This is a genomic window from Vibrio sp. 1CM23M (assembly GCF_023161755.1).
GTDB classification, from domain to species: domain Bacteria; phylum Pseudomonadota; class Gammaproteobacteria; order Enterobacterales; family Vibrionaceae; genus Vibrio; species Vibrio coralliirubri.
Map to the genome: position 1 here is coordinate 591,671 of NZ_JALNTR010000001.1, position 12,784 is coordinate 604,454.

The following is a 12,784-nucleotide window of genomic DNA, read 5'->3' on the forward strand; positions in this document are numbered from 1 at the left end:
TATCCTATTGTCCTTTGGCACAGCGCATGCTGTGCCTTTTTTGTTTTGGAAGTCACCTCGTTATGCAAATCCCTACTCTTTATCTCAAAGGTACATTTAATGGTTGGGGGTTAGACACCCCACTTATCAAGGAGCAAGATGGCTCTTATAGAGCAAGCATATGCTTATCAACCGATCTTTATCGCTTCAAGATCTCTGATTCCGATGGAACGAAGCAATGGACACTTTCTGGGCATGAAAGTGAAGCAACACTTTGCGAGTTCGAACAAGCAATCTCTCTTATCAATACACAAGGAATTGGCAATGACCTACTACTCTCTCCCACCGAGGCAGGTCAGTACTCCTTGAAAGTTGAATTCTCCTCGTCGACTCCAACCCTCACCATAAGCAAAGGTGAATACAACACTCAATCAACACCTCAACGAGAGCGCCTTGATACTAAGCTCATTGAGATTGAGGGCGTATTTCCTGACTGGAAGCACCCTGAGTTTGCAATACCACACGAGCAACTATTCCAAGAACTAGCCATCACAGAAAAACAGTCATTCCCGTTTGTATTCGGGGATAACGTCGATGGTTATTATCACGGTACTACCTATAACTATGTAAACAGTGGAAAATATCGCCACCACCAAGGTTGGATACTAGGCTCCTTCGCCAGCTATACCAACGGCAAGTTTAATAATAAGCTAGAAGCTCAATGTGCTCGCCTTATGCCTTATGGAATTGAGCATCATTACGACAATAGTCAGGAATCGCTAAGCCTTGTTCAAGGTTCGAGGCTTGTATCGCTCACGGTTTCGTCAAACAAACCAAGCATTTTAAGCCTGATTCCAGAACTCAACATACCGACTGTTCACTCTACAGTTCATACCTCAAGCTCAAATGTAGTCTTAGAACTCAGCCCTCAAGTTTGCCCTGAAGGCAGCCCAAGATTTGTAGCAATTGCTAGCAACCATTCAATACATGCAAAAGAGGTCTCACTAGACGATCATCATGAACTGCGCGACTTAGTTCAACTCTCTGAGAGTAATGTAAAACTAATGCTCTCAACGTCGAATAAACAAACAGACCTTATTGTCTATTTAGGCTTTGCTGACACTCTTGAATCCGCTAGTTTACTGGTAAATCAAGCTGTCAAAAATAACGAGCACGTTCTTCACCAGCAGCGAGTTTATGACTTCCTGACCAATAATTATTTGTGGACCAACGACCTGGAATACAACCGAGCGGTTATGTGGTCACGTCTTGCCAGTAGAGCCTTTGTTAGCCATGAATTTGGGACCGGTATTTGGGCTGGGCTACCTTGGTTCAAAGACTGCTGGGGCCGCGATACGTTTATCGCTTTATCAGGAACAAGCTTGGTTAATGGCTTATTTAGCGAAGCCAAAGAGATAATTGAAAACTTTGCATCAATGCAGATGCTCGACGAAAGCTCCGTGAATTTTGGCCGAATCCCCAATCGCGTGACAAGTAAAACGAACATCATTTACAACACTACTGATGGCACACCGTGGATGATTCGAGAAGCTCTCGAATACATCAACTATTCTGGTGATATCGCGTTCGCTAAGGCTATTTACCCAACCCTGAAGCGTTTCATCACAGGTGTCGAAAAACACTACTTAAGTGAAGATAGCTTGATGGCACATCGCCACCCTGATACATGGATGGATGCAAAAATTGATGGGATGACACCTTGGTCTCCTCGTGGACCTAAAGCCAATGATATCCAAGCTTTATGGTTTGAGAGCTTAAACAGTGCCATTCAACTCGCAACTTTAGTGGGCGACTCCGAAGCAGAAAAGAGCTGGACAATCCAAGCAGGAAAAGTGAAGGAAAACTTCGCAACCAAATTTTGGGATAATGAACATAATCGATTAGCCGACCATTTATCTGAAGGTGACGTTCCAGATTATAGCGTGCGTCCAAACCAACTCATGACGATTTCAATTCCTCAGAAAGTTGAGCTTAATCAGAATGAAAAAGAGCAATACATCGTCAAGAATGCTGTCGAAACGCTATTGTTCCCATGGGGGATCTGTTCGTTACAACAAGAGCACGTTGATTTTCACCCATATCATGACAATCAAGTCATGTACCACAAAGACGCGGCTTATCACAATGGTACGATCTGGGGGTGGAATGCAGGCTTTACCATCACTGCTCTCAACAAGTTTAAGAAGCAAGACCTCAGTTACCAACTATCTAAAAACTTGGCGAGACAAATCCTTACACAAGGCTGTAGAGGAACAATGAGTGAGAACTTGGACGCCTACCAAGTCGATGGCCGCGATCTTGTAGAATCAGGCACATTCGCTCAAGCTTGGTCTGTTTCCGAATATGCACGTAACGCGCAACAGGACTATTTGGGATACTGCCCACGCTTATTAGATAAAGAGATACACCTAACACCCAACCTTCCAAGTTGTTGGCATGAATTGGTTGCTACGCTACCTTTTGGGAAAGGAAATCAACTACGGCTAGCATTTGAATCTAAAAATGGTATTTGTCACTACGAAATTCAGTCAAATTTAGAAGGTACAATAAGTTCCGAAATAACATTAGTTCTTAAACTGGATATAGACCAAAAATCTGTGGCTGTTATCTCAACACCATTGACGGAGCAGTTGGAAATAATGGTCGATAGTCTCCAAAATCAGGTCACTGTAAGCAATAAACAGGCGCATATTGATATTCAACCTAAACAAAGTAATACCATCTTAAGTGACTTACAATTTGCTAAACCTGATTTTTCCAAGAAACACCGTTGCATGTTTAACAATGACTACTTGTTGAATAAACGGAATAAACAACAGCTATCAGTAGCCAAAGACTAATTTCATCGTTAGCAAGCCGATATCAAGAAAGCCTAATCCACTTATCACTAGAAAGAGAATGGAATTAGGCCTTCTTTTATTGTCTAAAAATAAAGTCGATGAAGTCAGGGAATCGCAGAGACCAAGCCGCTTCATTATGCTTATGATCTTTACCTTCTTGATAAAACAGCGTCACGTTCCGTTTTTGAGCGAGTAACTTATTCATTTCTCGCGAACCACTTAGATATACATCAGCGAAATCGACTGTTGTGCCTTCGCGAGCTTCATCCGTTCCCATATCCATATATATTTTTGTTGGATACCTAAAGTTAAACTCTTTCATATATTCGAAGTATGAGGTTTTATTGAACCAAAACGCTGGAGAGAAGACCCCAAGTCCGCCAAAGGTATCCTGATATAGAGAGCCTCCGTACAAACTGATTAATCCCCCCATCGAACTACCAGCAAGATACGTAAACTCTCGGCTAGGCTTTGTTCTTAATGTTTGGTCTATATAAGGCTTCAATGTTTGACAGATGAAAGCCATGTAATCGTCACCTTTACCACCAAATTTAAGTAACTCTTCATCCATGCCCATTTCTTTTATGTCTCGATGTGCTTTCCAAGGTGAATACTCGTTATAACGCCCCATCTTATTAAGCTCATCACTACTGTCGATTGCTACGACAATTAACCCAGATAATTTACCAAGTCTCTGCATCTCATCAAGGGTCGTTCGTGCATCCCAACACATCCCATATGTCGCTGTGGACTCTTCAAAGACATTCTGCCCATCGTGCATGTATAAGACCGCATAAGCTTGTTCTGATTGTCGGTAACCCGCAGGAAGATAAATACGAAGTGTGCGAGTTCGATTAAGCTGTGGGATTAGGAACTCATCAATAAGAATCAATTCAGATTGCATAACTACCTCTAAACCTGAAATATATGAATACAGATAGAAAAAACGCCCCTTAAAGGAGCGTTCGATCTAAGCTACAAGGCTACTAATCTATTAAGCTATTAAGCTATTAAGCTATTTTGCGTTGACAGCTCGTACAAAGGCTTCTTGTGCACCTTCAACATTGAGAGCTTTTGCTTCATCCAACAAACTTAAAGCTTTAGGTACATCACCAGATTTAACCGCATTTTGTATAGCAGATAAATAGAAGTCTTTTGTCTCTTGTTGTACGCGAATCTGTGTATCAGCTTTGTTAGTTGTCGCTACCGCAGGTGCGGCAACAGCAGCCACTGGAACTACAGCAGCTTTAGCACGGTAAGGGCGAAGCTTTAGAGTTTCAACTTCTAATACTAGACGACCACCTAGTTGATTGGTGTATACAGGGTCAGTGACCATAGGCATCACTTCACCAAACTCTTTCGCACGAACTTTCGCAGGGTGATCAACTCTAATCGCTTTTCCTAACTCATCAGCTGGTGTGTAAATAATAATGTAAGGTGTTTTACTTGCATCAACACGTAAGCGCTCAATGTAACTAGTGCGTGTAAACGCATCGGATGCCTGAACCTTAAAGTCTTCAAACTTCAATGTTTGTACTGGCTTAAAGTTCTCATCAAGGAGCATAGCTTCTGGAGCGAAAACAGAGTCATCGATCATCAAACTAGAGAGCTTAACTAGCATCTCACCAGAGCGCTCGCTGAACTTGAACGCTGCAAAGTGGCTATTACCGGTCGTAAATGTACCGACAGGTGAACCCAGGTCGATATCAAATTTTAAATCTTCATTGTCATTTAATCGAGCGTATGGGAACTGAGAAAAATCGCTGCAACATACTTCTGCGTTGGTAGGGGCATCTAATTTAGTTTGAACTTGAGCATCTGAAGCACAACCGCTTAGCAAGGCACCTAGTACCACGGCTAACATAGAGCTTTTATTTGTCATTTTAATCTCTCTCACTATTGGTTGTTGTTTTGGGGAAAACGGAAAAAGGCAGCCAATTGGCTGCCTTATACTGTAAATGGTTTAGAACCAAATTTCAGTGTGCACACCGAATACAAATTGGTCTTTACCGTTTTCGATACCAATTTGCTTAGCACTTGCTTCGTCGTCAGCTTTAATGTAGCTGATATAAGGTTTTACTTGTGGGCGACCAAAGTAGTCTGAGTTTGCTGTGAATGCTGTGGCAATTTCTAGGTTAAGAATATCACTTTCCACATCATCACCGGTGCGCCCCCAGTAACCTTCATCACCTTCTTCGTGTGCGTAAGAAGCTGTCGCCTCTAAACGAATATTGTCGTTAAGCTTGTAAGAAGGACGAGCTGCAACAATATAACGTGTTAGGCCTTCAGCGCCCCAAAGTTCATCAAGAGCTGTGATATATGTCGCTTCTGTACCTAGCTGCCATCTTTCTGAGATATTTAAGACACCGTAAGAAGTCAAGAATAGAGACTCAGCATCATCATTACCGCCTGACCAGTTACCGAAGTTCACGCCACGGTTTTGCATTACACCTGTACCGTATGCAATTGCGTTTTGAGTCCAACCATCTAAGCCGTAGTAGCTAGTATTAAGAGTCACAGACGCACCGAAGCCGTCGTCATTTTCTCCGTCAAGAGCTTGTTGGCCGTATTTCAAATCAAAATCTAATGAACCGATACCTGCGTCAACACCGTAATAGTAGAGGTCAAGAGAAGAAAGTGTTGCACGGTCAGTACCATTATTGATGGAATCATTTGTATCAGCCATCGTGTATGCAATACCTGCAGTATTTCCGCCTAACTTAGTTTGGATACCAGCACCAACACCTGATGATTGTTTCCAGAACTCACCAGACAAGATACCTGCAGCACGATTTAGGTAACGTTGACCAGCCCAAATTGATGTGTCTTCTCCAAGAACGCCACCTAGTTCAACAAAGGCCTCTTTTACTTCAAACTGAGAGTCAGTATTCTGCTTCTGTCCACCTTCAGAAGAGTATGCGTAAGAGTTACCATTACCATATTCAGTACGTAGAACGTAGTCAGCCCAAACACCATTTTGGTATTCAGAGTGCTTCTTAATTACGAATTCAACTTGGTTAGTGCTCTTACCATGTGTACCCGCAGTTTTGTAATCTGGCTTACCAAATTCAGTATCGACTGTTTTACCATCTACAACACGTACGTTAGAAGACATGTAACCGTGAACTTCCCAACCATCAGCAATAACTTCCGTTGGGTTTTTAACCTCAACTTCCATTGCTTCATCACCACTTGTTACATCAAGAGCTACTTCTTCTGCATATACAGAACCAGCCATAAGTGCAGTAGTCACCGCTGCAGCAATCAAACTTACTTTTTTCATTCTTAACTCCATTAAGGACGATTTATTTTTAGGTTTTATATTTTTGCTCTCTTGCGACAACCAAAGGCAGTTATGGCGGACGTAAGATAGAGAGGTTTAGGGTTTCCCCTGATTCGTTTCAACGGAGCCAATATTAAGAGGGGATGACAAGTTTGACTTCCTCCGCCCTGAACTAAATTAAGGGGGATGAGAAGGGAGTAGAATTTATACAGAACGGTGTTTACAGGAGTTAGATCACTTAATCTAGGAGGAGTAGACAGCACACAGATCTAATTATTCAATATAAGTGGGATCTACTTCAAATATATAATTTGAACCTAATCGGTAAATTATTTTTTTAACAATAATTATTCTGTGAAGTTGCTTGACCTTACTGTGACAAAGCTTTTTACTTATAGTTCACTGATGTCGATAAACGAACAAGAAATCAAGCAATGACTAGAACGCTCGCTCGCCCTTATCCACTAGGCGCAACGCTAGGTAACACTGGCTGTAACTTTTCAATTTATTCTCCTGACTGTAAATCACTCTCTCTCGCTCTTTTTGACGAGAACGACGAATTCACCACTTATAAATTAGAAAATGAATACGCTGATATCAGATATGTCTTTATTGATGGTATTAAAGCGGGACAAAAATACGGTTTCATTGCAGAAACGGACAATGGCCCTATCCTGCTTTCAGACCCATATGCCAAAGCAATAAGCGAACCGCTCGATTACGTCACGCCATATACCAATGAAAAAAGCTTTGCGATGGCGAAATGTGTCGTTGTTGATGACACCTTCGATTGGCAAGGCGTAGAGAAGCCACGCATTAGTCGCGAAGATACCGTTCTTTTTGAAACGCATGTAAAAGGTCTATCTCAACTCCACCCAGAAGTAGCAGCCAATACTAAAGGTCGTTACTTAGGGTTAGTGAGCCCTGAAATGCTTGCGTTCTACAAACAACAAAATATCAACTCTCTACAGCTTCTACCCGTTGCTGCGTGTATGCATGAACCTCATCTCTTGGACATGGATAAAGTGAACTATTGGGGTTACAACCCATACTTGTTCATGGTGCCAGACCCACGCTACGCAGAAAAAGACGCCGTTAATGAACTCAAAATCGCAATTCGTGAACTTCACCGAAATGGCATCGAAGTCATTCTAGACGTGGTGTACAACCACACGGCAGAGGGTGGCGAAGGTGGTACAACCTTCAACCTCAAAGCGCTAGATAGCCGCTACTACATTAAACATGGCTGCCATTACGCAAACTTTACGGGTTGTGGTAACACCGTTGATCTCACCCACCAGCCTGCACTCAACTTAGTGATGGATACGCTTCGCTACTGGGTGAGTGAGTTCCAAGTCGACGGATTCCGCTTTGACCTAGCAGCAACGTTAGGACGCGAGGGTGATAACTACAACCCTGAGGCTGCATTCTTTAAAGCTGTGGCTCAAGACCCTGTACTTAAAGAAACAAAGTTGATTGCAGAACCTTGGGACATCGGCCCGAATGGCTACCAAGTGGGTAATTTCCCGCTAGGCTGGAATGAGTGTAACGACAAACTACGAGACATCACACGTAGCTTCTGGCGCGGTGATCAAGGCTATCTGAAAGAGTTTGCAACCCGTTTGATGGGGTCACGCGATATCTACAGTGCAGCGCATTGGCCGTACAAATTAACCGTCAACTACATCACTTACCATGATGGCTTCACCATGCAGGATCTGGTTTCTTACAAGCACAAGCATAATGAAGAGAATGGTGAGAACAACCGCGATGGACACGGCGACAACCGCTCTGAAAACTACGGTGTTGAAGGTGAAACCGAAAACCTGTTAGTTATCGCGACACGTGAAAAGCAGAAACGCAACTTCATGGCGAGCCTGCTGTTTGCTTTTGGTATTCCCCATATTTTGACGGCCGATGTGTTATCTCATACTCAAAAAGGTAACAACAACGCTTACTGCCAAGATGGCGTGACCAGCTGGCTTAACTGGGAAGATTCAGAGCGCAAGACTTACTTCAAGACTTGGTTATCTGAAATGATCTCTGCTCGTCAGCAATACATGGTGCCGTTTATTAAGGCATTCAGTGGCGAAAAGCGTAACTCTAACCGCATCTTCTGGAGCCGTGTCGATGGCACACTTATGGAACATGATGATTGGAACCGCTTAAGCTCAGTAGCTTTGCATTTAGGTATTGGTAAAAATGGCGACGAGTTGATTTATCTGATCAACCAAACCAATGCGCCAGCACGTTTCTCGTTACCTAATGATCGTGAACAAAACTGGGTAACCATCTGTGATACCAACTCGCGAAACGTCAAACCAGGTCATGCAGAAGGTGAAATGTTGTTATCGCCCACTTCGATGGCAATTTTGCACTACTCACCAGAGAAGACTGATTTGATTAAAGTAAAAGCTAAGTCAGCTTAATAAAACACCGAAAACCATAGAAGCCAGTTATATTTATAGCTGGCTTTTTTGTTAGCTGAATATCACAAAACTCATTTATCCATATGGAATCATTTGCATTGATGTGGTTAATGAAACTGTTTAGTATTGCCGTACTATAAAAATGAATCTATAACGTCTTTGGATATCATGGCTTTACCTAAAACATTAATTCGGCTTTTTAAACCATACATTATTTTATTAACTGGAGGGATGCTCTATCTTGCTGTGGCTCAGCTTGAAAAAGTAGAAACAACAGCAACAGAACAATCATCATCAAACATTCGTATCGCAAGCTCTACCATTCGTTCCAACATCGAAGCCACATTCGGCAAACTCTATTTTTTAGAAACCAGTTTAGGCTTACCTAAAACGGCTCCAGTCGGTGATAAAAAATTCAGAGAGTTGAGTGATAATATTCTAAAAAGAACACCAAACTTCTCCGATATCGTTCGTTACCAACCACAATCCCAACAATATATATCAAGTCGTGGATTGCCTCTTTCCCATGAACAAATCGACTCCATAAAATGGAACTCAATAGACAGTGTGGTTGAAGATTTCTACATCTCTTCGATTTACCAAAAAGCAGATGGTCGTTGGGTATTCGCAGTTAAACACACGGCGGAAAAATTGAATGAAGAAATATGGATTGAGTTTGACCTTCTACACACCACACAAGGCTTAAGAGACTTAAAAACGCTTAATCACGGCTATGTGTTTGTGGTTGACCGAGCAACAGAACGACTGGTCTTCCACCCAGATCCAAAACGTATCGGAACTAAATCAGTCAGCTATCACGCAGGTATCAGCCATCAACTCTCACAAGGTGAAACCGTTGGTAAGCACGAATATTACTATCAAGATAACTTCAAAATATCGGTGTTTGACGCTGACAACAGCTTGAATTGGGTATTCATCGCAGGTACCGATCGCCACGATATCTTAACCAGCTCACACCAATTTACACTAACTGGCTTGGTACTTGGTTCACTGCTTCTATTGTGGATTGGCGCAAACTATTTGGCTTATCGTTTGAACGTGTCCTTGTCACAACTGAATAAAGTCGATGACCTTGTAAGCTTTAAGCGAGAGTTAAAATCCATACTGGACAGCTTTACCTACCAAAAAGGCATTCAATTCTGTCTCTATCAGCCTGAGAACCACTCATTCAGTACCATCGACTATCACGGAAACAAATCAACGGTACATTGTGACAAAGCCCTTGCAGAGCGATTTACACCGGACACCATGGCTTACCGAAGTGGTAAGTACGCAGACCCATTAGCGTGTAAACTCAAAATACACCAACGTCATTACTGCATTCCTTTACACTCTCGTAAGCAGTTGATCGCAGTGTTGTACGTAAACGCAAACTTACCGATCAGCCAGAGTATTCTGCGAATGATCCGTGATTACACTGAAGTCTCTTTGTCTAACTTACTGCTTCAACATCAATTGAGTAGCAAAGACCTGATGACGCAGTTAGACAATAAGAGCAGTTTCAGTCTCGCCATCGAAAACTACGCGAGCGAGCACGATACCTATGTTGCTCTGCTTGATATCGATAACTTCGACCACGTAAACCGTGCCTACGGTGAAGCGGTGGGTGACAAAATGATCAAGCTGACTGCAGAATCGATACGTTATTACTTCCCTAAGCCGAAAGGACTTTGCTTGGCGCGTGTTGGAGGAAAGGAGTTCGCGGTATTGTTCAAAGCCAATGATGTGAAAGATGCAAAATTCCAGCTAGACCAGTGCAGAGTCGGAATCGCGGAGAAAACCATCGTCACTCCAGATATCACCTTATCGCTAGGGGTTAGCGTGGGATACTCGCAAATAGAGGGTGAAACAGACTCAGCTTTAGCGCTGGCGGAACAGGCAAAGCTTATCGCACAACAGCTTGGTAAGAACCGAGTGGAAGGCCATATCAGAGCCGTTGCCAAAGCATCGTAAACCTATACTTACATTTCTGTAGCCACTACAAAGCACCTAGGATTCACACCCTAGGTGCTTTTGTTTTTCTAGAAAGTCATTACAATGCGCCTTCGATAAGACAACATCCCTTTTCTAACGACGCGAACCTTATGAAGCTAAGTAACCGACTGCAAACTCTCCACTCCCTTGTCAGCAATGACTACCAACATATTTGGGACTGTTGTTGTGATCATGGCTTTTTGGGTGTTCAACTGTTGTCGGATAATAAAGCGCCTCAGATTCACTTTGTCGATATTGTCCCGTCTTTGATGAGTGAGCTTGAAGGAAAGCTAGCGCGCTACTTTCCACAAAGTAATAAAGCCGAACAAACGGTTACCAGCCAATGGCAAGTCTACTGCATGGATGTCGCCGCTATCCCACTTGAGAAACATACTGGCAAACACCTGGTGATTATTGCAGGCGTCGGTGGCGATCTTACTCAAAAGCTCGTTGATGATATTCATCGTCAACACCCAGACAAAGCGATCGATTTCTTGCTTTGTCCGGTGCATCAGCAATTCGAGCTAAGAAGCCATTTAAAGGCGCTCAATTTTGGTCTTATTGATGAAGTGTTGATTGAAGAGAACCGTCGTTATTACGAGATTTTATTGGTGAGTAATAACCAAGGTGATGCTAAAAAGAACCAAACCATTAGCGAGATATCAAACGTCGGTGACAAGATCTGGACACCAAGTTGTGATGAACAAGTGAAGGTATCACAACAATACAAAGCCAAAACATTGCAACACTACTTGCGCATCCATCAAGGACAAGAGAAGCAAGGCAAACTGAGCCAAGTAAAACACATCATCGAGGCTTATCAAGCAATTTAACTTTACACTCTCTTTGAGTGTCTTCACCTTAAAGAGTTAAAAACATAGTAAGCACTAACTTCACGGTTCAAAACCAATGAAACCTATTCAATAAAAAAGCCGACAGTTCAGTGAACTGTCGGCTTTTTTGATGCTATCTGTTTGATTTGAGCTTACTGCTCTTGTTTCTTATGAACAGCATCAAGCCCATCAATCGTTTCAGCCTCACAGAGCGTATCAACCCCATAAACCGTATCAAGATAGGCGTCTTTCTCTTTCCAAGTGCTATTCAACCAACTGTGGAAACGGCGCTTAAACGCTTTGTCTTCAAAGTAATTGCCGTTCACGTTCTCGTCCATCGGATGCAATTTAATACGCACCACGACCTTGGTCATTTTGCCTTTTAGCATGTCTTCAAACGGAGAAGTCTGGTTTTCTGGATAAGCCAGAGTGACATCAACAATGCCATCTAAGATTGGTCCCATTGCCGATAATGCAAATGCTACACCACCAGTTTTAGGCTTCAATAGGTGTCGGTAAGGTGTTTTCGCGGTCGCCAGTTTCTCGTGATTGGCACGCGTGCCTTCAACGAAGTTAACCAAGGTTGTCGGCGCTAGCTTGAACTTCGTACACGCTTTGTTGATTGCATCAAAGTCATCATTACGACGCTCTGGGTTACGCAGCAAGAACTCACGAGAGTGACGTCTCATGAAGGGCATATCTAGCCCCCAACATGCCAACCCAACAAAAGGGACATACAGCAGTTCATGCTTAAGGAAGAACTTAGTCATCGGCATCTTGTCTTTCAAGATAGAAGACAGAATAACAATATCCGCCCAGCTCAGATGATTCGACATCATCAAATACCACTGTTTGGTCGAGATATCTTCCCCGCCTTCGACTTGCCACTCGATGTCGTTGTTCACGTTCAACATCCAAAGGTTGAGCGAAGCCCAGCACCAAAATGTGAAGTTAGCTAAACGAGTACACGACTTCTGTACAACAGAGATTGGCAGAATCAATTTGATGAGGCCAAAGAAGCTCACGGTAAACGCAGTCATTGCGGTATTGATGGTCACGAACAATACGTTCAAGGCCATACGAAGATTATCAAGCATAAAACACGGCTATATTGAGATCGAAAGCCGCCATTATACTCATCTGCAAAATATTCTCTTTAGTAATTAGTTGAATACCCTAGGGGTCAAACCACTGCACTAATTTTGCTTGTATCTAAAGACCAATTCATCGTTCTTAATCAACAAAATCAGCATCAAAAAATATCAATGATGTCATTTAGACTCAAAGTTAAATAAGTCCATTTGACACAATTTCAAATTATTTTCACCACAAAAGCAGTATTGATAAGCATTCTCATTATTGGCATGGTACATGCAACTCCAAAATGTAAATAGTTGAGTATCC

At 42.6% G+C, this 12,784-nt stretch carries 8 protein-coding genes; 4 read left to right on the forward strand and 4 right to left on the reverse strand.

Annotation, left to right across the window (positions count from 1 at the left end):
- The first annotated feature begins 14 nt into the window (after positions 1 to 14).
- The gene (locus MSG35_RS02420; protein WP_248382682.1) at positions 15 to 2,840 is read left to right on the forward strand and encodes an amylo-alpha-1,6-glucosidase; all 2,826 of its coding nucleotides are present in this window, start codon (positions 15 to 17) and stop codon (positions 2,838 to 2,840) included.
- A 76-nt stretch (positions 2,841 to 2,916) separates the two neighbouring features.
- Here MSG35_RS02420 and MSG35_RS02425 read toward each other — a convergent pair whose 3' ends face one another.
- The 3 genes from MSG35_RS02425 to MSG35_RS02435 all read right to left on the reverse strand — a co-directional run bounded on the left by MSG35_RS02425 (position 2,917) and on the right by MSG35_RS02435 (position 6,123).
- Positions 2,917 to 3,744, reverse strand: coding sequence for an alpha/beta hydrolase-fold protein (locus tag MSG35_RS02425; protein ID WP_248382683.1), 828 nt, complete (start codon positions 3,742 to 3,744; stop codon positions 2,917 to 2,919).
- Between the two features lie 111 nt (positions 3,745 to 3,855).
- Positions 3,856 to 4,722, reverse strand: coding sequence for a MalM family protein (locus tag MSG35_RS02430; protein WP_248382684.1), 867 nt, complete (start codon positions 4,720 to 4,722; stop codon positions 3,856 to 3,858).
- 81 nt (positions 4,723 to 4,803) lie between these two features.
- On the reverse strand, positions 4,804 to 6,123 hold the full coding sequence (locus MSG35_RS02435) for a carbohydrate porin (protein ID WP_248382685.1): 1,320 nt from the start codon (positions 6,121 to 6,123) through the stop codon (positions 4,804 to 4,806).
- Between the two features lie 434 nt (positions 6,124 to 6,557).
- On the opposite strand from MSG35_RS02435, the gene glgX reads away from it, so the two are divergent.
- The 3 genes from glgX to MSG35_RS02450 all read left to right on the forward strand — a co-directional run bounded on the left by glgX (position 6,558) and on the right by MSG35_RS02450 (position 11,380).
- Positions 6,558 to 8,552 carry a glycogen debranching protein GlgX gene (glgX, locus tag MSG35_RS02440; protein WP_248382686.1) on the forward strand — a complete coding sequence of 665 codons (1,995 nt, stop codon included), beginning with the start codon at positions 6,558 to 6,560 and terminating at the stop codon, positions 8,550 to 8,552.
- Positions 8,553 to 8,783: 231 nt separating this feature from the next.
- Entirely contained in the window at positions 8,784 to 10,526 is a 1,743-nt protein-coding gene (locus tag MSG35_RS02445) for a diguanylate cyclase (RefSeq protein ID WP_248382687.1), read from the forward strand.
- A 131-nt stretch (positions 10,527 to 10,657) separates the two neighbouring features.
- Positions 10,658 to 11,380, forward strand: coding sequence for a tRNA (adenine(22)-N(1))-methyltransferase TrmK (locus tag MSG35_RS02450; RefSeq protein ID WP_248382688.1), 723 nt, complete (start codon positions 10,658 to 10,660; stop codon positions 11,378 to 11,380).
- A 152-nt stretch (positions 11,381 to 11,532) separates the two neighbouring features.
- Here the strand turns inward: MSG35_RS02450 and MSG35_RS02455 are convergent, their stop codons facing one another.
- Positions 11,533 to 12,477 carry an acyltransferase gene (locus tag MSG35_RS02455; RefSeq protein WP_048614542.1) on the reverse strand — a complete coding sequence of 315 codons (945 nt, stop codon included), beginning with the start codon at positions 12,475 to 12,477 and terminating at the stop codon, positions 11,533 to 11,535.
- Positions 12,478 to 12,784 lie beyond the last annotated feature (307 nt).

Excerpts from the sequence above, each read along its gene's own strand:
- MSG35_RS02425 (WP_248382683.1), bottom strand. The coding sequence starts at position 3,744 with ATGCAATCTGAATTGATTCTTATTGATGAGTTCCTAATCCCACAGCTT.
- MSG35_RS02430 (WP_248382684.1), bottom strand. The coding sequence starts at position 4,722 with ATGACAAATAAAAGCTCTATGTTAGCCGTGGTACTAGGTGCCTTGCTA.
- MSG35_RS02435 (WP_248382685.1), bottom strand. The coding sequence starts at position 6,123 with ATGAAAAAAGTAAGTTTGATTGCTGCAGCGGTGACTACTGCACTTATG.
- glgX (WP_248382686.1), top strand. The coding sequence starts at position 6,558 with ATGACTAGAACGCTCGCTCGCCCTTATCCACTAGGCGCAACGCTAGGT.
- MSG35_RS02445 (WP_248382687.1), top strand. The coding sequence starts at position 8,784 with ATGCTCTATCTTGCTGTGGCTCAGCTTGAAAAAGTAGAAACAACAGCA.
- MSG35_RS02450 (WP_248382688.1), top strand. The coding sequence starts at position 10,658 with ATGAAGCTAAGTAACCGACTGCAAACTCTCCACTCCCTTGTCAGCAAT.
- MSG35_RS02455 (WP_048614542.1), bottom strand. The coding sequence starts at position 12,477 with ATGCTTGATAATCTTCGTATGGCCTTGAACGTATTGTTCGTGACCATC.